Genomic DNA, 22,686 nt, shown 5'->3' with positions numbered 1-22,686 from the left:
GACTACCCAGTGCCACTGTCGTCGCGGCGCCCAGGATGTTTCGACGGGATGTCATGGGTTTCTTTCGTGGAATGCCGGTGCGCTGCTGCCGCTGCAGCAGCGCACGCAAGGCATGGCGTATGGATGACCAGGCGGTCAGGCCTGCTTGTCCTCGGTGGGTGTTGCTGGCGCTTGTCGGCCTGGCAGGTGGCCCAGCACGGAAGCCGTTGCCCTGGTCTCATGGCACGCGGTGCTGAAGGTGCTCCCGCCCAGCAACTTCTTGCCCACCGGAATCACCTGCTCACCCACCAGCATTCCCAGCAGCCCCAGCAGGGCGATGAGCGGTGGAGCAGGCGAGCGCACGTTCAAGAGGCTGTAGATGACGCCGACCAGCAGGCCGGCAGCGGCAGACAGGAGGTATGTCTTCACGGCCGGCCCTCTTATCAGCCTTCGTGGGCGTTGAACATGGTCTTGGCGTAGTTGATGCCAATGCCGTAGGCGCCGCCCACCTTCTTCGCAATGCCAGTCGTCAGGTCATATGTTTCACCACGGGCCCAGTCGCGCTGCAGCTCCAGCAGGTATTGCAGCGATGTCATGGGCTGTGCACCCGCTTGCACCATCCGCTCCACGGCGCGGTTGTGGGCTTCCACAGACACGTCGCCACAAGCATCGGTGATCACATACACCTCAAAGCCCTGGTCCAGCGCGGAGAGGGCCGGGCCCACGATGCACACGCTGGTCCACAGGCCTGCCAGCACGATGCGTGGCTTGCCAATGCGGTTGACTTCGGCGATGACAGCGGCATCTTCCCAGGTGTTCATGGACGTGCGGTCCAGCATTTTCTGGCCGGGGAAGGGTGTTGTGATCTCGTCAAACATGGGGCCCGAAAAACTCTTTTCTGCCACCGTGGTCAGGATGGTGGACACCCCAAAGCCTGCGGCCGCCTGGGCGACCAGCGAGGCATTGGTGCGCAGGTTTGCCGCGTCAATCGAATGGGTGGCGAAGGCCATTTGCGACTGGAAGTCGATCAGGATCAGCGTGTGGTCCTTGGGGCTGAGCAAGCGTGCGCCGGGGGTGGCTTGGGCGGTGATGGTCATGGTGAAACTCCCTGGTAAAAAATGAATGGAACGTGAAGAAAGAATGGCCTGGGCAAGACCGGGCTGAGCCCGGACTGTCGGCCGTATCGGGCCCCCGGCATTCGCTGATGCGGTGCCAGGGGCCGAATGGTGTTTTGTCGCGCTGCGAGGCTTGCCTCGCGGCGTGGCGTCAGTGCGGCATGGTGGGCAATTCCAGCGGGCGCAGGTCAAAGACAAGCACTTCTGCATCCTGGCCGTTGGCAAAGTGCAAGGCCTGGGCATTGCGAATGCGTGCCCCGTCGCCTTCCTCCAGGCGCTCACCGTTCACCTCCAGGCTGCCACGTGCCACATGCACATACACATTGCGGTCAGGGCCCACATCCAGGCTGGCGGCTTCTTCGCCATGGAGCAGCGCTGCGTACACCCTGGCGTCCTGGTGCACGGCCAGCGATCCCTGTTCGCCTTCGGGCGAGATGATCAGGCGCAGTTGGCCACGCTTTTCTGCTTCACTGAAGTGCACCTGCTGGTAGCGCGGTGCAACCCCGGTGGTTCCGGGAACGATCCAGATCTGCAGAAAGTGCACGCCGTCTTGCTTGGAGTGGTTGAACTCGCTGTGGCGCACCCCGGTGCCTGCGCTCATCATTTGCACGTCGCCGGGGCGGATCACCGAGCCTGTGCCCATCGAGTCCTTGTGCTCCAGGGCCCCTTCCAGCACATACGAGAAGATTTCCATGTCGCGGTGGGGGTGGGTACCAAAACCCTGGCCTGGGGCCACCCGGTCATCGTTGATCACCAGCAGGTCTGAAAAGCCCTGTTGCTGTGCATCGTGGTAGTGGCCAAACGAAAACGTGTGGCGTGAACGGAGCCAGCCGTGGTTGGCGTTGCCGCGTTGGTGGGATCTGCGGATGTCGAGCATGGTGCAATTCCTTTCTTTAGGTTCGATGAAATTCACACTGGCGTTCCAGTTGGCTCTGTGCCGTTTCAGCGTGTATTTCGTGTTGCGATGGAGAAAGTATCTGGCTTTTGATCCGGGTCAAGGTTGAAACGTTTGGGTATTCATCATCGATAATTTCGATGATGTAAATCAAGGAAATTTCCATGTTGAAACTGACGCTGGAAGCCATCGAATTGGTCGATGCCATCGCCCGCTACGGTTCGTTTGCGGGGGCCTCAGAGCACCTGCACAAGGTGCCCTCCACCATTTCTTACAGCGTGAGCAAGCTTGAGGATCAGTTAGGACTGGCGCTGTTTGTGCGCAATGGCCCGCGCGTCACCCTCACGGCAGCGGGGCAGGAGATGCTGAAAGAAGGGCGCTGGCTGCTGGTGTCGGCGCGGCAGCTGGAATCGCGCATGAGGCAGATCGCTACGGGGTTTGAATCGGAAGTACGCCTGGTGCATGACTCGCTCATCCCCACCAGCGCCTTCAATCAGGACATCTGCGCTTTTGAAGACCTGAACTGCGGCACCCGCCTGCGCATTGGCTGTGAGGCCATGACTGGCACCTGGGAGGCGTTGAGAGATGGGCGTGCTGACCTCATCGTGGCTGCCGGCGAAGGCCCTGCCGGCGGTGGCTACAAAGCCGTGGCTGTGGGTACGCTGGCCTTTGTCTTTTGTGTGGCACCCACGCACCCGTTGGCCCGCCTGGGCCGACCAGACCGCCCGTTGCGCCGCAGCGACTTGCTGGAGCACACCGCCGTGGTGGTGGGCGATGGGGCACGCTCGCTCACGGACCGCACGGTGGGGCTGCTCTCAGGCCAGCGGCGAATCACGGTGCCATCTATGCAGGCCAAGATTGCCTGCCAGGTCGCAGGGTTGGGCCATGGCTTTGTGCCCAAAGCTTGCGTGCAGGCAGAGCTGGAAGAGGGGGGGTTGGTGGAGGTGGCGGTGGAAGAACCCCGCGCCGAGGAAACGTTTTGGTTGGCCTGGAAGTCTGGCACCCCCGGCGAGGCCTTCAAATGGTGGTGCCAGCGCCTGAGTCGCCCGTTGCTGCCCGGCATCTTGCCGCGCAGCCTGCGCTGAGGGCGATGCTGGGGGCCACCAGGCCGTTTAAGGTGGAGAGCCCGGCACGCTCTGCGGCGTCTTTAGCGGCATCAAGGTGCCAGGCTGTCTGTCAATGCCCCAGTTGCTTGAGTGCCGCTTGCAGGCCGGTGAGCCCACCCACACGCTGTTCGTTGATAAAGACCTGCGGCATTTGCCGCACGGCGGGGCCGCACTTGGCATAAAAGGCCAGGCGTTCGGCTTCGTCATCGATCTTGATTTCTTCGTAGGGCAGCGAGCGCGCTTTCAGCAGGCTCTTGGCCGATTCGCACTGGGGGCAGGCGGACTTGGAGTAGACGGTGATCTTGAGGGTCATACGCTCGATTTTAGGCGTTGGCCTGCGCGGGTGCTTGGCGCGCTGGCGGCGCCTGTTAGCCCTTTGGGGCACCTGCGGTAGTTTGGGTTTACCATTCGGTTTGTTTTGTGACTGATTGGTTTTTATGCCTTCATCCCACCCCATACACCGCCGGTTTGTTCTGGTTGCCGCGTTGGGCGCTGCGGCCTTGCTGGCTGGTTGCTCGTCCACCCAGTCGCCCCAGGGCATCACCCCGGTCACGCCTTTCGACTTAGCCCGCTACGAGGGCAAGTGGTACGAAGCCGCGCGGCTCGAGCATTCTTTTGAGCGGGGCATGACCGATGTGTCTGCCACTTACCAGCGCCAGAGCGACGGCAGCGTGCGCGTGCTGAACCGGGGCTTTGATACGGCCAAGAACGATTGGCGTCAGGCCGAGGGCAAGGCGAAGTTCACGGGCGATGCCAACACGGCGTCGCTCAAGGTCTCGTTCTTTGGCCCGTTCTACGGCGGCTACCACGTGGCCGCGCTCGATGCCGACTACCAATGGGCGCTGGTGGTGGGGCCAGACCGCAGTTACTGCTGGATTCTGTCGCGCAGCAAGCAACTGGCCCCCACCGTGCGCGAGCAGCTCATCGCCCGCGCCCAGGCACTGGGCATCGACACGCAGGCCCTCATTTGGGTGACCCACGACCGTACCGATCCGCAGCCATGAGTACATCGGTATCCCCATTGCCCATTGCCGTGATCGGCGCGGGCCTTGCGGGCCTATCTTGCGCACAGGCCCTGCTGCAGGCAGGGCACACCGTGCATGTGTTCGATAAAAGCCGGGGCCCGTCTGGCCGCATGAGCACGCGCCGCGCTGAAGACGCCGCAGGCCCCTGGCAATGCGACCACGGCGCGCAGTACTTCACCGCACGCGATCCGCAGTTCCGTGCTGAAGTCGCCCGCTGGCAGCAGGCCGGGGTAGCCGCGTTGTGGGACGCACGCCTGTCTAGCTTTGATGGCTCCGCGTGGACCACGCCCGCCACTCCGCTGGAGCGCTTTGTGGGCACCCCGCGCATGACATCGCCCGCAGGCTGGCTGGTGCAGGGCTTGCAGCAGGCGGGCGATAGAGCCCTGGCGCAGTGGCAAACCACCGTGCAAAAGCTGGAGCGCCATGCCGATGGCTGGGCCATCACCTCGGCCGAGCATGGCCCGCACGCGCAGCGCTACAGCGCCGTGCTGCTGGCCGTGCCCGCCCCGCAAGCCGTGCCCCTGCTGCACCCCGTGGCCCCCACGGGCGCTGCAGTGGCCGCCAGTGCACGCATGCGCGGCAGCTGGGCGGTGATGGTGCGCTGCCCAGCGCCCGTCGCCCTGCCGTGGGACGGTGCCTTTATCAACACCGGCCCGCTGCGCTGGGTGGCGCGCGACAGCAGCAAGCCCGGCCGCACCACCCCCGCAGGCACCGAGACCTGGCTGCTGCACGCCAGCCCAGAGTGGAGCGATGCCCACATCGAAGACACCGCCGACAGCGTGACTGCCACCTTGCTCGCCGCCTTCCAGGCACTGGGTGGCCCCGCACCCGCGCAGGTGCAAGCCACCGCCCACCGCTGGCGCTATGCCGACACCGAACCCGCCCTCACGCTGGGCTACTGGTGGGACACAGATGTACACCTGGGCATGTGTGGCGACTGGATCAGCGGCGGCAAGGTCGAGGGCGCGTGGCTCAGCGGCCGGTCGCTGGCCCGCGCCGTGGCGGGCTGATCGCGGACTGACGGGGCCAGAGCGGCGCAGGGCATGAGCTACACCGTCGTCTGGTTCAAGCGCGACCTGCGCGTGCACGACCATGCCCCGCTGCACCACGCCGCCGCCCAGGGCCCGGTGCTGTGCCTCTATGTCATCGAGCCCAGCCTGTGGGCGCAGCCCGATGCCGCGCTGCAGCACTACCACTTTGTGCAAGAAAGCCTGCACGACCTGGCCCAGGCCCTGCAGCGGCGGGGTGCCACGCTGCAAGTTACCGTGGGCGAGGTGGTGGACGTGCTGGCCCGCCTGCATGCGCTGGCCCCCTTTCACACCCTGGTGGCGCACGAAGAAACGGGCAACGCCCACACCTATGCCCGCGACCTGGCCGTGGGCCGCTGGTGTCGCACGCAGGGCGTGGCTTGGCGCGAATTGCCGCAGCACGGCGTGATGCGCCGCCTGCGCTCGCGCGACGAGTGGCACCAGCACTGGCAGGCTTTCATGCACGCCTCCGTAGTGCCTGCCCCCGCACCAGAGGCCCTGCACAGCCGCATGCTGCCGTGGCTCGCACAGCCCTGGCCCATCGGGGCCGAGCTGGGTTTGGCGGCGCACGACCCACCCCAGCGCCAGCGCGGAGGCCGCAAAGAGGGGCTGCGCGTGCTGCAAGACTTTTTGCTGCAGCGCAGCCAGGGCTACCGGGGCGGCATCTCATCGCCGCTGACCGCGCCCAGCGCCTGCTCACGTCTCTCGCCCTACTTGGCCCTGGGCTGCCTGGGCATGCGCGAGGTGGTGCAGGCCACCCAGCGCCGCCAGCAACAGCTCAAAACCAGCACCGAGCCTGGAGCCGCATGGCAGCGCAAGGGGCTAACGGCTTTCATGAGCCGCCTGCACTGGCACTGCCATTTCATCCAAAAGCTGGAGTCCGAGCCCGCGCTGGAATACCACAACCTGCACCGGGGCTACAACGGCCTGCGCGAAGGGGAATGGAACCCCGCCCACTTCGAGGCCCTGGTCGCCGGGCGCACCGGCTGGCCCATGGTGGATGCCTGCGTGGCCATGCTGCGCGAGACGGGGTGGATCAACTTCCGAATGCGCGCCATGCTGGTGTCTGTGGCCTCGTACCCGCTGTGGCTGCATTGGCGGCCCGTGGGTGAATGGCTGGCACGCCAGTTTCTGGACTACGAACCCGGCATCCACTGGAGCCAGATGCAAATGCAGGCGGGCACCACCGGCATCAACACCACCCGCGTCTACAACCCCATCAAACAGGCGCAAGACCACGACCCGCACGGCCACTTTGTGCGCCAGTGGCTGCCCGCCCTGCGCCGCGTGCCCGATGCCTGGCTGCTGGAGCCCTGGCGCATGCTGCCCGATGTGCAGGCCTGCTGCGGCGTGCGTGTGGGCCCCGACATTGCCGTGCCGCTGGTAGACCTGGACACCGCCACCCGCACCGCCAAGGCCCGCGTGCACGGCCTGCGCGCCCAACCCGCCGTGCGCGCCGCCCAGGCCGCGATTGTCGAAAGACACGGTTCCCGCCAGTTTCGCGATGGCGGCAGCCCGCAGGCACGCGCTCGGGCCCGCGCACGCAACGCCGCCCAGCACCCCCAGCAGCAAACCCTGGACTTTTGAACCATGCGCATGCGCAAAAAATCAGACCTCCCGCAAAAGACCTGCCTGCACTGCGGCTTGCCCTTCACTTGGCGCAAGAAGTGGGACAAGGTGTGGGACGAGGTGAAGTACTGCTCCGACCGCTGCCGCAGCGAACGCAAGCGCGGAGACAAATCCGCAGGGGAGGGCACCTTATGAGCACCGTGCTGTTCTGGTTCCGCAACGACCTGCGCCTGCACGACCAACCCGCGCTGCGCGCAGCGCTCACCAGCGGTGCTACCCACCTCCTGCCTGTGGTGTGCCTGCCCGCGCCGGATGAATCCACACCCTGGGGCTTTACCCGTGTGGGCGCACACCGCCGGGCCTTCACCGCCGCAGCGCTGCGCGGGCTGCAAGGGCAGATGAGCGCACTGGGCAACCCGCTGCTCATCTGCCAGGCCCCGCCCGCCACCGCCTTGCCGCAACTTGCCCAGGCCGTGGGTGCCATCACCGTGGTGTGCGAAGACATTGCCGCCCCCTACGAACAGGCCGAGGTGGCCGCATTGCGCGCCGCTGGCTTGCAGGTGCGTACCGTTTGGCACAGCAGCCTGCTGCACCCGGCCGACATGCCCTGGCCTGCCTCTGACCTGCCCGGTGTGTTCACCAGCTTCCGACAGAAGGTCGAGCGCGCAGGCATTACCCCCGCTGCACCACTGCCCGCACCCACCAAACTGCTGCCGCCGCCCCAAGTGCCTGCGCCCGTGTTGCAGGCCGTGGGCGCAGAGCAGGGCGCAGCCAGCATCCAGCCACCCGCACTGCCCCAGGGCAGCGATGCGCGCTCGTCCTTCCCCTACGGCACGCCTGCTTGCGATGGCAGCGAGGCCGCAGCGCTGGCCCACCTGGCGCAGTACCTGGCCCGCAAGCTGCCCCACAGCTACAAAGACACACGCAATGGACTCACGGGGCTGGACTACTCCAGCAAGTTCTCGCCCTGGTTGGCTACCGGCGCGCTGTCTCCGCGCCAGATCTATGCCGATCTGAAAAATTTCGAGCGCGACCACGGCGCCAATGACGGCACCTACTGGCTGTGGTTTGAGCTACTGTGGCGCGATTACTTCCGGCTGCTGCACCTGCAATACGGTGCAGCGCTGTACCGGGCGCGTGGCCTGTCAGAACTGCCGCCCGCCCCACACAACCCGCGCGGTTTTGATCGCTGGTGCCAGGGCGATACGGGCCAGCCCCTGGTCGATGCCGCCATGCGCGAGCTGGCTGCCACCGGCTACCTCAGCAACCGCCTGCGCCAGGTGGTTGCCAGCTACCTCATCTACGACCTGCACAGCGACTGGCGCGCTGGCGCCGCGTGGTTCGAATCGCAACTGGTGGACTACGACGTGTACAGCAACCAGGCCAACTGGCTCTACATTGCCGGGCGCGGCACCGACCCGCGCGGGGGCCGCCGCTTCAACCCCATCAAGCAGGCGCAAGACCACGATGCCGACGGCAGCTACCGCCGCATGTGGGGCACGCTATGAGCACGCTACAACCCCGCACCCCACAGGGCGCACATACGCTGCGCCTGCTGCTGGGCGACCAGCTCAACCCCGAGCATTCCTGGTTTGCAACGCAAGACGAGGGCGTGGTCTACGTGCTGATGGAAGTGCGGCAAGAGACCGACTACGTGCTGCACCACGCGCAAAAAATCCTCGCCATCTTTGCCGCCATGCGCGACCTGGCCCGCCACTTGCGCGAAGCCGGGCACCGCGTGCGCTACGTGGCGATTGACGACGCCAGCAACCGCCAGTCCATCCCCGCCAACCTGGCCGCCCTCATGGCCCATTACGGCGCGCATACGCTGCACTACCAGCTCCCCGACGAATGGCGGCTGGACGAGCAATTGCGCACCTGGGGTGCAGAGCAATCCTTTGCCGTGCAGGCCGTCAGCAGCGAGCACTTCTACACCACCCGCACCGAAATGGCCGAGGTGTTCAAGGGCCGCAAGCAGTGGCTCATGGAGCACTTCTACCGCCGCATGCGCCAGCGCCACAGCGTGCTGATCGACGAGGCAGGCGAGCCCGAAGGCGGGCAGTGGAACTACGACCACGACAACCGCAAGCCCTGGCCCGGCACACCCGCGCTGCCGCCCGACGCCCGCCCCACGCACGACCACAGCGTCCTGTGGGCCACCATCCAGGCCGCAGGCGTGCAAAGCTTTGGCAACCCGCAGGCCCATGCGCTGCGCTGGCCGCTGAATCGGGTCGAGGCGCTGGTCTGGCTCGACCACTTCATCACCACCACGCTGCCGCACTTTGGTGCTTATGAGGACGCCATGAGTACGAAGAGCGCGCGGCTCTTTCACTCCCTGTTATCCTTTGCGCTCAACACCAAAATGCTGCGCCCGCACGAGGTAGTGCAACGCGCCCAGGCCGCGTACCACGCAGGCACCGCGCCCCTGCCTGCGGTGGAGGGCTTTGTCCGCCAGATCCTTGGCTGGCGCGAATACGTGCGCGGCATCTACTGGGCCCACATGCCCGGCTACGACGAGCGCAACGCCCTGGGCCACAGCACGCCGCTGCCAGAGTGGTTGTGGACGGGCAACACCCGCATGCGCTGCATGCAGCACGCCGTGGGCCAGTCGCTGGAGCATGCATATGCTCACCACATCCAGCGCCTCATGGTCATCGGCAACTTTGCGCTGCTAGCGGGGCTTGACCCCGCTGCCGTGCACCGCTGGTATTTGGGCGTGTACATCGACGCCTTTGAATGGGTGGAGGTGCCCAACACCGTGGGCATGAGCCAGTTTGCCGACGGCGGCCTGCTGGCCACCAAACCCTATGTGAGCAGCGCCGCCTACATCGACCGCATGAGCGACTACTGCACCGGGTGCCACTACGACAAGAAGCTGAAGGTGGGTGAGCGTGCGTGCCCGTACAACGCTCTGTACTGGGACTTCTTTGCGCGCAACGAAGCAGTGCTGGGCAACAACTTTCGCCTCGGCATGGTGTACCGCCAGCTGCAAAAAATGCAGGGCCCGCAGCTCGATGCGCTGCGCGAGCATGCGGCCAGCCTGCGCACTAGACTCGATATGCTTTGACTACACATTCCACACGCACCATGAGATTGCACGAATACCCCGTGCCGCGCCTATCTGCCCAGATCATTCAGGAGTGGGCTCCTGAACTTGCGGTCCGATATGGCTGCACGGTAGAGGCGTTTTTGGACAAACCCAATCACACCATCTTTTTCCCATCCCAAACGCTTCGTATCGAACTCATGGACGAATCTGTAGTGGAGTTCAAGTATGCGTTCGCTCTGGTGAGTGAGGAACGCCGCACCATCGCGGTTTTCACTGAGCACTGTGGTCATCACGTGTTCCCGCACTACCAAACTAAAGTGCTCTGCGATGGCTCCCTGGTCTATGCGCAGGCCACACACCCTGGTGACTGGTCTTCTCCATGAACTCGCTTCCTCACGGCTACCGCGCCATCGTCATCGGTGCCACCGGCGCCATTGGCAGCGCCTTTCTGGCCCACTTGCAGGCCGATCCGCGCTGCGCTCTGGCCTTGGGCCTGGGCCGCCACACCCACCCGGCGGTCGATTTGGACGATGAAGCCACCATCGCCCACGCCGCCCAGCAGCTCAAGGCCCAGGGGCCATGGCACTGCATCATCCACGCCACAGGTCTGCTGCATGGCCCCCACGGCATGCCTGAAAAGCGCCTGGGCCAGTTGAACTACGCGCAGATGGAAGCCACCTTCCGCACCAACACCTTCGGCCCCGCGCTGGTGCTGGCCCACTTTGCGCCGCTGCTGCCAACGCACGGGCGTGGCCTGCTCGCCGTGCTTTCGGCCAAGGTGGGCAGCATTGGCGACAACCGCCTGGGCGGCTGGTACAGCTACCGCGCCAGCAAGGCTGCGCTCAACATGCTGGTCAAAACGGCTGCCATCGAAGTGGCCCGCACTCACCCGCAGGCCGTGCTGGTGGCGCTGCACCCGGGCACCGTCAATTCAGCCCTGTCGGCCCCGTTCAACGGCGCAGAAATTGGCCGCCCGGCTGCTGATGCGGCGGGGGACATGCTGCGGGTGCTGGATGGGATGCCGGTGGAAGAAACGGGCGGGTTCTATGCGTACAGCGGGGATAAGCTGCCTTGGTAGCTGCTCTGATGCGTGCAGGGAGTTTGCTATGGTTTTGATACCGAATGCTGCCGTCCTTCAAGCGCTAACGGTTCATTCGGATTCAATCAAAAGGCCGCGGTGCAATGGCTCAAATGATGGGGTAAGCCCCCGTGCCCCCCGGCCACGCCGTCAGAACTTCATAGCCATCGTTCGTCACGGCCACCATGTGCTCCCACTGGGCGGACAGGGATCGGTCTTTGGTCACTACGGTCCACCCGTCGGCCAGCTCTTTCGTTTCGCGCTGGCCCGCGTTCAGCATGGGCTCGATGGTGAAGACCATGCCTGCCTCCAGCCGCAGCCCCTGGCCGCGCCGTCCGTAGTGCAGCACCTGCGGCTCATCGTGGTACACGGTACCAATGCCGTGGCCGCAGTACTCGCGCACCACGCTGAAGTTCTCGCGCTGCGCCACCGTGGCAATCGCGTGGCCCACATCGCCCAGTGTGGCGCCGGGCTTCACCGTGCGGATGCCCGCGCACAGCGCCTCGTACGTGGTGCGCACCAGCCGCTGGGCCAGCACGCTGGGCGTGCCCACGCAGAACATGCGGCTGGTGTCGCCGTACCAGCCGTCTTTTTCCACGGCCACGTCGATGTTGACGATGTCGCCCTTCTTCAGTATCTGCTGGGGCGACGGGATGCCGTGGCACACGACATGGTTCACCGAGGTCAGCACCGTTTTGGGGTAGCCCAGGTAGCCCACATTGGCAGGCCGCGCGCCCTGCACGTTCACGATGTGGTCGTGGCACAGACGATCCAGCGTGTCAGTGGTTACGCCCGGCACCACATGCGGCTCGATCATCGCCAGCACCTCGGCCGCCAGCTGCGCGGCCCGCCGCGCCATCACCAGTTCTTCTGCCGATCGAATCGGCACCCCACGGTCAGCGCGGGCCATCAGTGCGGCTGCTTTCTGACGCGGGCGGCGGGGGCAACGTCTGCTGAAGAGGTCGCAGGCTTGCTGTCCAGCGCCCCCCGCGCGGCCAGCGTCACATCCAGCCCGCCCGCCAGTTCGGCCCGCACCAGCATCTGGCAAATCTCGCGGTGGTCCAGGTCGGGGTACAGCTCGGCCAGCATGCCGACGCGCATCCAGTGCTCGGCCTGGGAGTTGATGGAACGGCTCAGCGCCGTGCTGGCCAGACGCAGGTTTTCATGCATTTGATCGGAAATTTTGACGATGCCCATGATTCAGTAATATGTAAAACGTATTTGAATTGTATATGTTTTGTATATTTGCGAACGCTGAGCTGATGCCCTGCATCGTGCGTCTGTTGTCACGGGCATCATCGGCATTGCATCCGGTGGCACTTCGAGGGTTTTATGGGCATCAGCGACACACTGAAGATTTGGGCCAAGCGCGTTAAGCGCGATGGAGTCACCCTGTGGTTTGCGGGCAAGCACCCCAAGACGCCTTGGTATGCCAAGGCGCTGGGGCTGTTTGTGGTGGCCTATGCGCTGAGCCCGATTGACCTGATCCCTGACTTCATTCCGGTGCTGGGCTATGTGGACGATGTGCTGCTGCTGCCGGGTTTGATCTGGCTGACCTTGCGGCTGCTACCCTCCGATGTGCTGACCGATTGCCGTGACCAGGCCGATGCTTGGATGCAGACGCAGGGCGCCAAGCCCCGCAGCATGGCAGGGGCGGTGTTGGTGGTGGCGCTGTGGCTGGCCTTGGGGGCGGCTTTGTGGATGTGGTTGCGGCCGCTGGGTTGAGGGCGAATGCCCAGTACCCAGCGCCTGCGGTGATTTTTTGTGACACTGCTCAGCCCTGGGGGTAAATGGCTTGCTCCCTTTGGACAACAAAGGAGGAGTGTGCGATGTACCGTCTTCACAGCTTTTGCCAGTCTGGCAATGCATACAAGGTGGCGTTCTTTCTGCAGACCTTGGGTCTGGAGTGGGAGCCCGTGTTTGTGGACTTCATGAACGGAGTGACCCGCACGGCAGACTGGCGAGAGCAGGTCAACCCCATGGGCGAAGCCCCTGTGCTGGAGGACGGAGAGCGCAGCCTCACCCAGTCTGGCGTGATCCTCACCTATCTGGCCCAAAAGCACGCCCCCGCGTATCTGGGCAACACCGAGGACGACAAGCTGGAAGTGCTGCGCTGGGTGCTGTTCGACAACCACAAATTCACCGGCTACTTTGCCCCCTATCGCTTCATGAAATCGTTTGGCCCCACAGCCCATGATGCAGCGGTGATGGGCTGGCTGAAAGGGCGCATGGACAACGCCTTTGGCATCGTCAACAAGCACCTGGCAAACCGGGCCTACATGGTGGGCGAGCAGCCCACCATTGCCGACTTTTCGCTGTGCGGCTACATGTTCTACCCGCTGGAAGAAAGCGGTTACGACGTGGCTACGAGCTACCCCCACATCCATGCGTGGCTGCAGCGCCTGCGCCAACTGCCCGGATGGGCCAGCCCCTACGACATGCTGCCGGGCGAGCGCATCCTGCCCAAGTGGTAACGGGGTAACCAGCAACGGGTGGCACGGCCAAAAAGTTGCAGTGACGGCGGCCGCAAATCTGCCATGGCCCGGTTGGCGTGCCCACATTGCTGCAGCGCGTGGGCCAGCGTCACTGCCACGGCCTGCTGCACATCGCGCACCCGCATCAGGCGGCGATGATGCGCAAGCGACAGCGCGGCCCCATCACCGTGCCAGAATGAAATGATGAGCACCACCTCCTCATTCCAGTCCAACGCCGACGGCACCCGCATCACCACCTACACCTGGGCCCAAACCCCGGGCCAGCCTGTGGGTGCCGTGCAAATCTCTCACGGTTTGGCAGAGCACGGCGAGCGCTACGACCGCTTTGCCCGCGCCCTCAACGCCGCAGGCTTCATCGTCCACGCCGTAGACCATCGCGGCCACGGGCGCACCGCTGGTGGCCGCTTGGGTGACTTTGGCAGCGCAGGCTTTGTCGGCCTGATTGCCGATGTGGCCCAGTTTGGCGCACTGCTGCGCGCCCAGCACGGGCCGCAACTGCCCGTGTTCCTGTTCGGCCACTCCATGGGCTCGTTCGCAGCGCAGGCGGCCATCCTGGATCATTCCGCCACCTGGTCCGGCGTCATCCTGTCAGGCTCTACCGCGCTTGACCTGTTTGCCGCCGCCATGGCCAATGCGCCTGCTGATGCCCCTGCCGGGCTTGCGGCCTTCAACGCAGGCTTTGAACACCGCACTGGCTACGAATGGCTGTCGCGCGACGCCGCCGAGGTAGACGCCTACGTGGCCGACCCATGGTGCGGCTGGGACGTGCCACCCGACGTCATCCCCTCACTCTTCGCCCCTGCGCCGCGCCTGGCCGACCCTGCGCAACTTGCCCGCATCCGCAGCGACTTGCCCATCCTCATCGCATCCGGCGACGCAGACCCGCTGGCCGCAGGCGGCGTCTTGTTGGAGCAACTGGGGCAGCGGTATCGGGATGCGGGTGTGGCCGATGTGACGGTCAAGCTGTATCCGGCAGCGCGGCATGAAATCTTGAATGAGACGAATCGGGATGAGGTGATGGGGGATGTTGTGGCGTGGTTGCTGGCGCGGGTCAGGGTGGCGTAGTCGAAGCCTACTTTAGGGCTAACAAAGAAAGCTCCCCAAGGGCGGCTTTGCGGCATTTGATTCGCTCGCGGGCCGCGTGTGCTACGCGATGTGGCTGAAACCGCAAGTAGCGTGGCGCACGCACGTTCAGTCGCCGCCGGGCACATTACGACCTGTGGGCAACCCCGCCTTCACGCGCTCCATGCCCAGGATGAATCGCTGCGCGGCAATGCAGGTCGGCGAACCGGCCTTCAGTGTCGGCAGCAAGGCTTCAACCCGAACCAGCAACTCGTCAAGGTTGAAGTATTGCTCCAAGTCTCTCGGATCGAGGTGATAAGTTGTCTTGGATACCCTATCTCCCCAGACGTAGCTGCTCCCCGTGCCTAGGAAGCGCGGGAGAAGTCTTTCCAGCAAAGATGCGTCATCCAGCACTGGCAGCAGCTTGGCGCGGACAGCTGCTGGCTCGTCCCAGCGGTACCAATTGAAAAGAATAAGGCTGGCATCTTCGCTTGCAAGCAAAGCGTGCAGATTTGCCGTATGGATTCTTTCTACGACGCTCGCCTTCATGGCACCGACCATATCTTCTGAAAGCCCTGCCATCCAGTCATCCTTCTTGGACGGATCGGTCAGAGCGTCGACCAGCTGACCGACCACGTTGACCATTGCCCAGTAGGAGTGGCCTTCGCGAATACAGCGCTGAAGTAGAGCAGTCCGATTACCCTCAGGAATCCGCTCAAGCAGGCGCTTCATCAGCCACATCATGCGCCAAGCGTTCGGGATCGACATCATGCCGCCACGCTCATCTCCCGGAGTTAAAAGATCCTCGTCTATGGCGAAGATTGCCTGCAAAAAACGCTCCGCTTGATTGACTGTGATCTCATCTTCAGTCAACTGCGTCAGACGGACGACGTAGTCTCTGGCCTTCGAGCGACCATCAGTTCGCGTTACCCGCGCAGCAGCCTTGAGGGTTTCGACCAAAACGGGAAGATCGCCGGACAACTCAAGAAGCTTCATTAGCTCGGCTTGCGTTAGATGCTCATCAGGTACTCCGAACTGAAAATAGATGTCGAAGAGTTCCGGCGAGCAGGCGCGAAGGGACTTGCGCCAAACGGGCAAGAAATCACTTCCATACCCCATCCGTCCAAGAGCGGACTCCACTTTCGGGAAGATGCGCTCCACCAACGCTGTGACAGGGGCGCGATCGCGATCGTTCAGAGATGCGAGCCAGCTTTGGTGGAATGCCTTGACGTCGTCACGCCCTCCCTCCCGCGCCAGTACGCCTGCGAACATATCCTTGTTGTCGCGAATAGAGTTGTATGCTGTAGGTTGAAAAACGCGGAGAAACTCCAGTGCGATGTAATCGACTGGATTGACTTCTCCCGCGACGGGAGGATAGGTCACCGCCAAGGCGTTGACTACGCGAACTATGTCGCGCGGCTTGGCAATGAAGTGATCCAACCCGTCGAAGTAGACGTTGCCCCAGTAGGTCGAGTCGAACTCAGCGGAAGGGACAGCTTCTACGATGCGGTCTAAATCACCGAACAGTTTGTTTTGCAGCCGATTGCTGCCAACGGCCGGGAGCGCAAATGAAGCTTGGACGATCTTCTCCAGGTACGAGCTCCCATCGATGCCCAGCGATCTGCTCAAAGCATCAGCGACCGCAACCTTGTCGAACGACAAGAGGTAGATAACGTTCGGAAAGTCGGCGAGGGCCTTGACCACCTTGAAGACTTCTCGAATCTCTTCCGGTGTGAGTCGATCAAGGTCATCGACGATAAAAAGGATGCGCCGAGGAGACTCGCGCAAAAGCTTAGAAATTTCCTCCTTTAGCTGGGGTACTTCCTTGGGCCTGCGCTTGAGCAACTTCAGCAGGGCATTTACCGGACAGTCAATCCACGGAATGCCCGTCGACAACGCGACGGCTTTGGAGAGTGCCCCGGAGTACTCCGCCATCAGTTCTCCGATCTTCAACAGTCCGGGCGATTCGTTTCGAAGCTTGATTCCAAATAACGACAGGAATTGGGCAGCCAGTTGATCTCGTCCATTGAACCACCAGGGATTGAAGTCAATGATGATCGGACAGTCGCTTTCGTACACCGTACTCAGTTCGAACTTGATCAAGTTGAGTAGGCTGGATTTGCCGGAACCCCAGGGGCCGTTGATTGCCATCACAAGCCCCTGAGGGCTGGGCGTCACTCGAATAGCCTTGGATACGTTCTTTGCAAATTCAGTGAATCCGTATGCATCCTGCTTAGGATTGGTCACTGGGACATCAGAACTGAGCTTTGCTTCGTATTTCATTGTTTCTCTCGATGCCTCACATCAGCGCATTTTCATGCGGGCATACCCAAAGCCCAGGGCCACAGACCCGCCTATCTCCCACGCCCCCCACGCCCCCTACGCGCACCCCCCGCCACCTGACAAGCCCTCCGATACGCCCGCAGCGTTTGCTCCGCCCGCTGCATCACCGTATCTTCCATCGTAGCCGCGCCTCCGGCCAGCTCATCAGCCTGCGCCTGCACCAGCTCCGCCGGGCTCATGCCCGAAGCCTCGCCCGTCAGCAGCGCAATGCCTTCGCTCACATGCTGCATGGTGTAGACGTGGAACAGCCCGCGTTCCACGGCGTCCAGCACGGCGCGGCTGAGCATCAGGTGGCGCTGGTTGCGGGCGGGGATGAGTACGCCTTGCGTGCCGTCCAGCCCCGCGGTGTGGCAGGCGCGGAACCAGCCTTCGATTTTTTCGTTGATGCCGCCCACGGGCAGCACCTCGCCATGCTGGTTGAGTGCGCCGGTGATGGCGATGCCCTGGCGCAGCGGCAGGCCTGACAGGCTGGACAGCAGCGCATACAGCTCGGCGCACGAGGCCGAATCACCTTCGATGCCGCTGTATTCCTGCTCAAACACGATAGACGCGTTGAGCGCCAGCGGTGCCACATGGCTGAACAGCGCGGTGAGGTAGCTGTGCAGGATGAGCACGCCTTTGTCGTGGATGGGGCCGGACATGTCGACCTCGCGCTCGATGTTGAGCAGGCCTTCTTGCCCCGCAAAGGTGCGGGCGGTGATGCGCACGGGGAAGCCAAAGCGGTAGTCGCCCAGGTCAATTTGCGTGAGGGCGTTGATCTGCCCCACGGCGCTGCCGGTGAGGGTGATGAGGCGCTCGCCTTCGACGATGGATTCGTGTAGTTCTTCTTCAGGGTAGTTGTGGCGCAGGGTGCGGGCCTGCTGGGCGGCGTGCACGTCGGCGGGCTCTACCAGCGTGCCACCACGGGCCTGGCACAGGGCGGCGGCTTCCATCAGCAGGGCTTCGATGTGGCCGAACTGGGCGCTTTGGCGGCCCTGGTCGTCGGCCTCGCGGTGGGCTTGCTCCAGCAGCAGGGCTACGGCGGGCGCGCCAAAGTGGGGCAGGCCCCGGCGTTTGCAGCTGTGGGCCACAAAGATGGCGCTGGCCAGGCGGGTGGCGGGGCTGGCGGTAAAGCGCTCCACAAAGTCCACCTTGGCACGAAAACGGCGGGCGGTGTCGGGGTCGGCCTCTTGCAGGGCGTAGTACTCGTCCACGGTGCCGATGAGCACGATCTTCACATCGACCTGCACCGCCTCGGGCTGCAGGGCCACGGGCGCACCTGCGCTGGCACCGCTGGTGGCCTCGTCAATGTGCAGGCGGTTGCAGCGCAGAAAGCGCCGCAGGCGCGCCCACAGGCCTTCTTCATGCGTCAGGTCGTGCAGGTGCAGCAGCAAGAAGCCGCCGTGCGCGCGCAGCAGGCTGCCTGCGCGGATGCCGGTGTAGTCGGCCTGGGGTGTGTCGCCGTCGTGGCGCGATTCGATGCTGCCAAACAGGGTGCGGTGCTGGGGGTTGTCTTCCACGATGACGGGCGCACCGGCCTGGCCGTGGTGGTCTACCGCCAGATGGACCTGGCACAGGTGCAGCAGGTGGTCCAGCGCGTCTTGCGCGTCGTCATCCTGGTTGTTCCGGTTGTTGTCGTCTTCCTCGTCATTGGCGCGGTTGTCGCGGTGATCGCGGTAATCACGGTCGCTGCGCTCGTTGCCCGGGGCTGAACGTGTGTCTTTGCCAGAGTTGCCGGAACTGCTGGTGTTGCCTGGGTTGCCGGAAGAGGTCAGGTCGGCCAGTTCAAACCAGTGCAGGTGGTTGAGCAGTTCGCGCTCTACCTGTTGCAGCCAGGCGGGCAGGGGCTCGGGTTGCTCAGGCACGGCGGCGCGCACGGCGTTCAGCGCCTGTTGCACCACGGGGCGCACGGTGCGGCGGCGCAGGTCGGTCAGCGCGTCGTCGCGGGTGCGCTCCAGGGGGCGCAGGGTTTGCGCAAAGGCCACGATTTCGTTGCGAAGTGCCTGCTCGGCTTCGTCAATGCGGGCGCGCTGCTCGGGCGGCAGTGCGCGGGCTTCGCTCTCTGTCAGCGGCTCGCCGTTGGCCCCGGTGAGGGTAAAGACCAGGTGCCCGCCGTCTTCATCGGTGCGCGAGAGCTGGAACTGCCGCGCCTGCGCAAAGGCTTGCAGGGTGGCAAAGGCCTGCGCCTCCTGCGCTTCGTAGGCTTGCTCGATGCTGCGGGCCTGGGCGCGGAAGTCGGGGCTTGTCAGGTGGCGGGGGATGTCGGTCTGCAGGGCTTTGGCCAGCTCGGCCATGGCGCGGCGCAACACGCGGCCCTGGCCTGCGGGCAGGCGCAGGGCGCGCGGGTGCTCGGGCGATTCAAAGTTGTGCAGGTAGCACAGGTCGGGCGGCACGGGGCGCAAGGCGGCTGCGGTGTGCATGGCCTGCCGCATGAGCGAGGCGCGGCCACTGCCCACTTCGCCCAGCACAAACAGGTGGTAGTCGGGCTGGGCCATCTGCAGGCCAAACTGTGCGGCGGCCTGGGCGCGCTCCTGCCCAATCCAGGGCAGGGGCAGGTCTTGCAGCTCGGCCGTGCTGGCAAAGCCCAGGGTGACGGGGTCAATGGTCAGGCGCAGTTGCGGGGCAGAGAGGGCGTGAGCGGGCATGGGCAGCGTGGGGGCCGCTGTCGGGGCTGGTGCAAGCCCGCAGCGGCAGGTTGATAATGAAAATGGCCGCTAGCGCTTATGAAAAAAGCGCAGGCAGCTATTGTTTTTGTAGCGACAGAGCCGGGGCCGGAAGGCCGGGCGCTACCGCAGTGGGGCTCAGTGTGCCACCGGGCAGCGGCCCTGGGGCGCACCGCCAGCCAATGCGTGCTGCCGCCGGTCTTGCAGGGCAGCGTCTGGCATCACCTGGGTGGGCCAGCCCTGCAGGTGCTGCTGGGCCACGCGGCTCAGGGCCGTGATCCAGTGGCTGTTGTCGTTCAGGCACGGGATGTAGTGGAACTCCTTGCCCCCGTGGTGCAAAAAGGCCTCGCGCACTTCCATGTTGATTTCTTCCAGCGTTTCCAGGCAGTCGCTGGTAAAGCCGGGGCAGATCACGTCCACGCGGCGGGTGCCTTTTTGGGCCAGGGCTTCGATCGTGGGCTGGGTGTAGGGCTCCAGCCACTTGGCCTTGCCAAAGCGCGACTGGAAGGTGATCTGGTAGCGGTCTTCGCGCAGGCCCAGGCGCTCGGCCAGCAGGCGGCCGGTTTTGCGCGATTCGCAGTGGTAGGGGTCGCCCAGGTGCAGGGTGCGCTCGGGCACGCCGTGAAAGCTCATCACCAGCTGGTCGGGCTGGCCGTTGTGCCGCCAGTGGGTTTCCACGGTGCGGGCCAGGGCGTCGATGTAGCCGGTGTCGTCGTGGTAGTGGTTCACAAAGCGCAGCTCAGGCACGTTGCGGGTGCGGGCGGCCCAGGTGTAGACCGCGTCAAACACGCTGGCGGTGGTGGTGCCGGAGTATTGCGGGTACAGCGGCAGGATCAGGATGCGTGTGGCCCCCTCGGCCTTGAGGGCATCGAGCTGGCTGGCAATGGAGGGGTTGCCGTAGCGCATGGCGTGGCGCACCAGCACGTTGTGCCCGGCTTCGCCCAGCCAGCCGCGCAGCAGCGTGGCCTGCTTGGCCGTCCACACCGCCAGGGGCGAGCCCTCGGGCGTCCACACGCTGGCGTATTTGGCGGCCGACTTGGCGGGCCGCACCCGCAGGATGATGCCGTGCAGGATCAGCATCCACAGGGGTTTGGGAATCTCCACCACGCGGTGGTCCGACAGGAACTGGCCCAGGTAGCGCCGCAGCGCCGGGGCGGTGGGCTCATCGGGCGTGCCCAGGTTGCACAGCAGCACAGCGGTGCGCTCGGGTTGGCCATGGGTGTAGGGGGGTTCTGGTCGGAAGGGAGATCGCATGCGCCGATTGTGGCAAATGCGCCGGGGCTGGCGCGGCGGTGGAGTATTCTCAGGCACCTATGCTTGCCCCACCTCTTGATGCGCATCAAACCGCCCACCCAGCCCCGGCGCTGGACGTAGGCCGCGTGCGCGCCATCTCCATCGACCTGGACGACACCCTGTGGCCCATCTGGCCCACCATTGCCAAAGCCGAAGAGGTGCTGCTGCAGTGGTTGGCGTTACATGCACCGGCCACGGCCAGGTTGTTTGCCAACACCGATGCGCTGCGCGCCATTCGCAACCAGATGGTGCACCTGCGGCCTGATCTGGAGCACGACCTGAGTGCCTTGCGCCGTGAATCCATCCGAATGGCGCTGGTGCAGGCGGGGGACGAGCCCACGCTGGCCGAGCCGGCCTTCGATGTGTTTTTTGACCAGCGCCAGCGCGTGGAGTTGTTTGACGACGCGCACGACACGCTGGCCTTTTTGTCAGCCCGCTACCCGGTGGTGGCTTTGTCCAACGGCAACGCCGATGTGCACCGCGTAGGCATTGGGCATTACTTCAAGGCCAGCATCAATGCCAAAGACTTTGGCGCCCCCAAGCCGGATGTGCGCATTTTTCAGGAAGCCGCCCGTGCCGTGCAGGTGCAGCCGCACGAGGTGCTGCACGTGGGCGACGACGCCACGGCCGACGCCCTGGGCGCGCTTGGCGCGGGCATGCAAGCGGTGTGGTTGAACGCCGCCGGGCAGGCGTGGCCGCACGGCGCCCAGCCCCACGCCACCGTGAGCAGCCTCACCCACCTGTGCCGTTTGCTGGGTTGATGGCCGAAATGGCCCGGTTCAGCAGCCTGCCTTGCTCCTCTATTTGTTCGACTGTTTAGCTTGACGATTGGTGAAACCGCCATGCCCAAAACACCCCTTCCCTTGCCGCAGGTGCGCACCATTGGCCTCATGCAGCCCATGACGTGGCTGGTGCTGGCTTGGCGTGACATGGCCCGCGCTGGCTGGATCAGCTTTGCCCACGGCTTGGCATTGACGGCGTTGGGTGGCGTGATCCTGGCCCTGGCGCACAACCGCTTTTGGTTGCTGGCAGGGGCTTTGTCGGGCTTCATGGTGGTGGCGCCGGTGCTGGCCACCAGCCTGTATGCCCTGAGCCGGGCGCTGGAGCAGCGCCAGCCCGCAGGCATGGCTGTGGTGCTCAAGACCTGGTTCAACTGGCAAAACAGCCACATCAACAAATGGGGCAACGACTACTGGTGCATGGTGCAGTTCGGCTCGTTGCTGGCGCTGGCGGCCACGGGCTGGGTGCTGACCTCTGCGGCGTTTATCACGCTGCTGACGCCGGTGCCCGTGAACACACCCATGGACTTCATGCGCCATGTGGTGCTGGCCAACGATGGCTGGCTGTTTGAGTGGTGGTTGGCGCTGGGCAGCCTGCTGGCGGCGCCCATTTTTGCGTCGAGCGTGGTGGCCATGCCGCTGCTGCTGGACCGGCGGGCATCGCTGCGCCTGGCCGTGTTGACCAGCTGGCAGGTGGTGGTGGCCAACCCGCTGCCCATGGCGTTCTGGGCGGCTTTGATTTTGGGCTTTACGCTGCTGGGGCTGGGCTCCTTGCTGCTGGGGCTGATTTTTGTGATGCCCATGCTGGGCCATGCCAGCTGGCATGCCTATCGCGATCTGGTGGACGCTTCGAGCCTGCCGCTGCGTGATACCTCGGCACCCCAAGGGCAACGCAGTGGAGTGGCATCGTGATTTTTGGTTTTACCGAAGCGCAAATTTCGGGCTTCTTCCTCACCTACGGGGTGGGGGCTTTCATCCTGTACATGCTGTTCATCATTGGCCAGCTGGCGTGGGAGTCCAAGGCGGGGCGCTTTGGCACCTTTGTGCTGTTTCTAGGCTTGGGCGTAGGGTTCATCGGTTTTTTGGCCAAGGTGGTCATCCAGTGGTGGCTTGAGCGGTAAGTTCTGTTCAGGGGGCTCGATATCGGTCGCAGGCCCAGCCAAGCATGTTTCTTGCGTGCCACAACGTGCATGTATCTGCGTGCTTTTCATGAGCGTTTTGCAGAGTT

25 protein-coding genes are annotated in these 22,686 nt (G+C 64.3%); 16 read left to right on the top strand and 9 right to left on the bottom strand.

Going from position 1 to position 22,686, the window contains the following annotated elements; all coding sequences use genetic code 11:
• Positions 1 to 135: 135 nt before the first annotated feature.
• The 3 genes from CLU86_RS10055 to CLU86_RS10045 form a co-directional block, all read right to left on the bottom strand.
• Positions 136 to 408: a DUF1427 family protein gene (locus CLU86_RS10055; protein WP_099655924.1), complete on the bottom strand. Its 273-nt coding sequence runs from the start codon at positions 406 to 408 to the stop codon at positions 136 to 138.
• Positions 409 to 422: 14 nt separating this feature from the next.
• Complete coding sequence (locus CLU86_RS10050) at positions 423 to 1,076, bottom strand: hydrolase (RefSeq protein ID WP_099741517.1); 654 nt, start codon at positions 1,074 to 1,076, stop codon at positions 423 to 425.
• A gap of 169 nt (positions 1,077 to 1,245) precedes the next feature.
• Positions 1,246 to 1,971 (bottom strand): pirin family protein, encoded by a 726-nt coding sequence (locus CLU86_RS10045; RefSeq protein ID WP_099741516.1) that lies wholly within the window; start codon positions 1,969 to 1,971, stop codon positions 1,246 to 1,248.
• A 182-nt stretch (positions 1,972 to 2,153) separates the two neighbouring features.
• Here CLU86_RS10045 and CLU86_RS10040 point away from each other — a divergent pair, with 182 nt between their 5' ends.
• Positions 2,154 to 3,074 (top strand): LysR family transcriptional regulator, encoded by a 921-nt coding sequence (locus CLU86_RS10040; RefSeq protein WP_099741515.1) that lies wholly within the window; start codon positions 2,154 to 2,156, stop codon positions 3,072 to 3,074.
• Between the two features lie 91 nt (positions 3,075 to 3,165).
• On the opposite strand, the gene CLU86_RS10035 is transcribed toward CLU86_RS10040, so the two are convergent.
• On the bottom strand, positions 3,166 to 3,408 hold the full coding sequence (locus CLU86_RS10035) for a glutaredoxin (RefSeq protein WP_099741514.1): 243 nt from the start codon (positions 3,406 to 3,408) through the stop codon (positions 3,166 to 3,168).
• A 124-nt stretch (positions 3,409 to 3,532) separates the two neighbouring features.
• On the opposite strand from CLU86_RS10035, the gene CLU86_RS10030 reads away from it, so the two are divergent.
• From CLU86_RS10030 to CLU86_RS09995, 8 genes are read left to right on the top strand one after another with little or no spacing between them, the layout of a single operon-like run.
• Positions 3,533 to 4,099, top strand: coding sequence for a lipocalin family protein (locus CLU86_RS10030; protein ID WP_199175109.1), 567 nt, complete (start codon positions 3,533 to 3,535; stop codon positions 4,097 to 4,099).
• Positions 4,096 to 5,130, top strand: coding sequence for an NAD(P)/FAD-dependent oxidoreductase (locus tag CLU86_RS10025; protein WP_099741513.1), 1,035 nt, complete (start codon positions 4,096 to 4,098; stop codon positions 5,128 to 5,130). Before CLU86_RS10030 ends, CLU86_RS10025 begins: the two co-directional genes overlap by 4 nt.
• Before the next feature lie 33 nt (positions 5,131 to 5,163).
• Entirely contained in the window at positions 5,164 to 6,735 is a 1,572-nt protein-coding gene (locus CLU86_RS10020; protein ID WP_099741512.1) for a cryptochrome/deoxyribodipyrimidine photo-lyase family protein, read from the top strand.
• A gap of 3 nt (positions 6,736 to 6,738) precedes the next feature.
• The gene (locus CLU86_RS23300; protein ID WP_099741511.1) at positions 6,739 to 6,912 is read left to right on the top strand and encodes a DUF2256 domain-containing protein; all 174 of its coding nucleotides are present in this window, start codon (positions 6,739 to 6,741) and stop codon (positions 6,910 to 6,912) included.
• Entirely contained in the window at positions 6,909 to 8,225 is a 1,317-nt protein-coding gene (locus tag CLU86_RS10010; RefSeq protein ID WP_099741510.1) for a DASH family cryptochrome, read from the top strand. The genes CLU86_RS23300 and CLU86_RS10010 overlap by 4 nt, the downstream gene beginning before the upstream one ends.
• Positions 8,222 to 9,784, top strand: coding sequence for a cryptochrome/photolyase family protein (locus CLU86_RS10005; protein WP_099741509.1), 1,563 nt, complete (start codon positions 8,222 to 8,224; stop codon positions 9,782 to 9,784). Before CLU86_RS10010 ends, CLU86_RS10005 begins: the two co-directional genes overlap by 4 nt.
• Before the next feature lie 20 nt (positions 9,785 to 9,804).
• Positions 9,805 to 10,149 carry a hypothetical protein gene (locus tag CLU86_RS10000; protein WP_099741508.1) on the top strand — a complete coding sequence of 115 codons (345 nt, stop codon included), beginning with the start codon at positions 9,805 to 9,807 and terminating at the stop codon, positions 10,147 to 10,149.
• Positions 10,146 to 10,844 carry an SDR family NAD(P)-dependent oxidoreductase gene (locus CLU86_RS09995; RefSeq protein WP_099741507.1) on the top strand — a complete coding sequence of 233 codons (699 nt, stop codon included), beginning with the start codon at positions 10,146 to 10,148 and terminating at the stop codon, positions 10,842 to 10,844. The genes CLU86_RS10000 and CLU86_RS09995 overlap by 4 nt, the downstream gene beginning before the upstream one ends.
• Positions 10,845 to 10,953: 109 nt before the next feature.
• Here CLU86_RS09995 and map read toward each other — a convergent pair whose 3' ends face one another.
• A complete protein-coding gene (map, locus tag CLU86_RS09990; RefSeq protein WP_099741506.1) occupies positions 10,954 to 11,754 on the bottom strand; it encodes a type I methionyl aminopeptidase in 801 nt (266 codons plus the stop codon).
• Positions 11,754 to 12,041 carry a ParD-like family protein gene (locus CLU86_RS09985; RefSeq protein ID WP_099741505.1) on the bottom strand — a complete coding sequence of 96 codons (288 nt, stop codon included), beginning with the start codon at positions 12,039 to 12,041 and terminating at the stop codon, positions 11,754 to 11,756. Before CLU86_RS09985 ends, map begins: the two co-directional genes overlap by 1 nt.
• A 135-nt stretch (positions 12,042 to 12,176) precedes the next feature.
• Between CLU86_RS09985 and CLU86_RS09980 the strand changes: the two genes are divergently transcribed.
• From CLU86_RS09980 to CLU86_RS09970, 4 genes are all read left to right on the top strand, one after another.
• Positions 12,177 to 12,569 carry a YkvA family protein gene (locus tag CLU86_RS09980; RefSeq protein WP_099741504.1) on the top strand — a complete coding sequence of 131 codons (393 nt, stop codon included), beginning with the start codon at positions 12,177 to 12,179 and terminating at the stop codon, positions 12,567 to 12,569.
• 104 nt (positions 12,570 to 12,673) lie between these two features.
• On the top strand, positions 12,674 to 13,318 hold the full coding sequence (locus CLU86_RS09975; protein ID WP_199175108.1) for a glutathione S-transferase family protein: 645 nt from the start codon (positions 12,674 to 12,676) through the stop codon (positions 13,316 to 13,318).
• A gap of 77 nt (positions 13,319 to 13,395) precedes the next feature.
• Positions 13,396 to 13,518, top strand: a complete 123-nt coding sequence (locus CLU86_RS23205) for a hypothetical protein (protein ID WP_255408843.1) — start codon at positions 13,396 to 13,398, stop codon at positions 13,516 to 13,518.
• Positions 13,519 to 13,522: 4 nt separating this feature from the next.
• The gene (locus tag CLU86_RS09970; protein ID WP_233194922.1) at positions 13,523 to 14,404 is read left to right on the top strand and encodes an alpha/beta hydrolase; all 882 of its coding nucleotides are present in this window, start codon (positions 13,523 to 13,525) and stop codon (positions 14,402 to 14,404) included.
• A gap of 126 nt (positions 14,405 to 14,530) precedes the next feature.
• On the opposite strand, the gene CLU86_RS09965 is transcribed toward CLU86_RS09970, so the two are convergent.
• The 3 genes from CLU86_RS09965 to hemH all read right to left on the bottom strand — a co-directional run bounded on the left by CLU86_RS09965 (position 14,531) and on the right by hemH (position 20,640).
• Positions 14,531 to 16,684, bottom strand: coding sequence for a P-loop NTPase fold protein (locus CLU86_RS09965; RefSeq protein WP_099741501.1), 2,154 nt, complete (start codon positions 16,682 to 16,684; stop codon positions 14,531 to 14,533).
• Positions 16,685 to 16,755: 71 nt separating this feature from the next.
• Positions 16,756 to 19,368 carry a Lon protease family protein gene (locus tag CLU86_RS23040; protein WP_233194920.1) on the bottom strand — a complete coding sequence of 871 codons (2,613 nt, stop codon included), beginning with the start codon at positions 19,366 to 19,368 and terminating at the stop codon, positions 16,756 to 16,758.
• A gap of 156 nt (positions 19,369 to 19,524) precedes the next feature.
• A complete protein-coding gene (gene hemH / locus CLU86_RS09950; RefSeq protein ID WP_099741500.1) occupies positions 19,525 to 20,640 on the bottom strand; it encodes a ferrochelatase in 1,116 nt (371 codons plus the stop codon).
• A 59-nt stretch (positions 20,641 to 20,699) separates the two neighbouring features.
• Here hemH and CLU86_RS09945 point away from each other — a divergent pair, with 59 nt between their 5' ends.
• From CLU86_RS09945 to CLU86_RS09935, 3 genes are all read left to right on the top strand, one after another.
• Positions 20,700 to 21,440 (top strand): HAD family hydrolase, encoded by a 741-nt coding sequence (locus CLU86_RS09945; RefSeq protein WP_099741499.1) that lies wholly within the window; start codon positions 20,700 to 20,702, stop codon positions 21,438 to 21,440.
• An 81-nt stretch (positions 21,441 to 21,521) separates the two neighbouring features.
• On the top strand, positions 21,522 to 22,370 hold the full coding sequence (locus CLU86_RS09940) for a DUF2189 domain-containing protein (RefSeq protein WP_099658692.1): 849 nt from the start codon (positions 21,522 to 21,524) through the stop codon (positions 22,368 to 22,370).
• Positions 22,367 to 22,579 carry a DUF2788 domain-containing protein gene (locus tag CLU86_RS09935; protein ID WP_099655904.1) on the top strand — a complete coding sequence of 71 codons (213 nt, stop codon included), beginning with the start codon at positions 22,367 to 22,369 and terminating at the stop codon, positions 22,577 to 22,579. Before CLU86_RS09940 ends, CLU86_RS09935 begins: the two co-directional genes overlap by 4 nt.
• Positions 22,580 to 22,686 lie beyond the last annotated feature (107 nt).

This window comes from Acidovorax sp. 62, assembly GCF_002754495.1.
Lineage (GTDB): Bacteria > Pseudomonadota > Gammaproteobacteria > Burkholderiales > Burkholderiaceae_C > Acidovorax.
The sequence above is the reverse complement of the archived record's forward strand: the minus strand, read 5'-3'. Positions and strand labels throughout refer to the sequence as shown.

Bases quoted from the DNA above. Each gene is read 5' to 3' on its own strand.
- CLU86_RS10050 (WP_099741517.1), bottom strand. From the start codon at position 1,076: ATGACCATCACCGCCCAAGCCACCCCCGGCGCACGCTTGCTCAGCCCC.
- CLU86_RS10045 (WP_099741516.1), bottom strand. From the start codon at position 1,971: ATGCTCGACATCCGCAGATCCCACCAACGCGGCAACGCCAACCACGGC.
- CLU86_RS10040 (WP_099741515.1), top strand. From the start codon at position 2,154: ATGTTGAAACTGACGCTGGAAGCCATCGAATTGGTCGATGCCATCGCC.
- CLU86_RS10035 (WP_099741514.1), bottom strand. From the start codon at position 3,408: ATGACCCTCAAGATCACCGTCTACTCCAAGTCCGCCTGCCCCCAGTGC.
- CLU86_RS10030 (WP_199175109.1), top strand. From the start codon at position 3,533: ATGCCTTCATCCCACCCCATACACCGCCGGTTTGTTCTGGTTGCCGCG.
- CLU86_RS10025 (WP_099741513.1), top strand. From the start codon at position 4,096: ATGAGTACATCGGTATCCCCATTGCCCATTGCCGTGATCGGCGCGGGC.
- CLU86_RS10020 (WP_099741512.1), top strand. From the start codon at position 5,164: ATGAGCTACACCGTCGTCTGGTTCAAGCGCGACCTGCGCGTGCACGAC.
- CLU86_RS23300 (WP_099741511.1), top strand. From the start codon at position 6,739: ATGCGCATGCGCAAAAAATCAGACCTCCCGCAAAAGACCTGCCTGCAC.
- CLU86_RS10010 (WP_099741510.1), top strand. From the start codon at position 6,909: ATGAGCACCGTGCTGTTCTGGTTCCGCAACGACCTGCGCCTGCACGAC.
- CLU86_RS10005 (WP_099741509.1), top strand. From the start codon at position 8,222: ATGAGCACGCTACAACCCCGCACCCCACAGGGCGCACATACGCTGCGC.
- CLU86_RS10000 (WP_099741508.1), top strand. From the start codon at position 9,805: ATGAGATTGCACGAATACCCCGTGCCGCGCCTATCTGCCCAGATCATT.
- CLU86_RS09995 (WP_099741507.1), top strand. From the start codon at position 10,146: ATGAACTCGCTTCCTCACGGCTACCGCGCCATCGTCATCGGTGCCACC.
- map (WP_099741506.1), bottom strand. From the start codon at position 11,754: ATGGCCCGCGCTGACCGTGGGGTGCCGATTCGATCGGCAGAAGAACTG.
- CLU86_RS09985 (WP_099741505.1), bottom strand. From the start codon at position 12,041: ATGGGCATCGTCAAAATTTCCGATCAAATGCATGAAAACCTGCGTCTG.
- CLU86_RS09980 (WP_099741504.1), top strand. From the start codon at position 12,177: ATGGGCATCAGCGACACACTGAAGATTTGGGCCAAGCGCGTTAAGCGC.
- CLU86_RS09975 (WP_199175108.1), top strand. From the start codon at position 12,674: ATGTACCGTCTTCACAGCTTTTGCCAGTCTGGCAATGCATACAAGGTG.
- CLU86_RS09970 (WP_233194922.1), top strand. From the start codon at position 13,523: ATGAGCACCACCTCCTCATTCCAGTCCAACGCCGACGGCACCCGCATC.
- CLU86_RS09965 (WP_099741501.1), bottom strand. From the start codon at position 16,684: ATGAAATACGAAGCAAAGCTCAGTTCTGATGTCCCAGTGACCAATCCT.
- CLU86_RS23040 (WP_233194920.1), bottom strand. From the start codon at position 19,368: ATGCCCGCTCACGCCCTCTCTGCCCCGCAACTGCGCCTGACCATTGAC.
- hemH (WP_099741500.1), bottom strand. From the start codon at position 20,640: ATGCGATCTCCCTTCCGACCAGAACCCCCCTACACCCATGGCCAACCC.
- CLU86_RS09945 (WP_099741499.1), top strand. From the start codon at position 20,700: ATGCTTGCCCCACCTCTTGATGCGCATCAAACCGCCCACCCAGCCCCG.
- CLU86_RS09940 (WP_099658692.1), top strand. From the start codon at position 21,522: ATGCCCAAAACACCCCTTCCCTTGCCGCAGGTGCGCACCATTGGCCTC.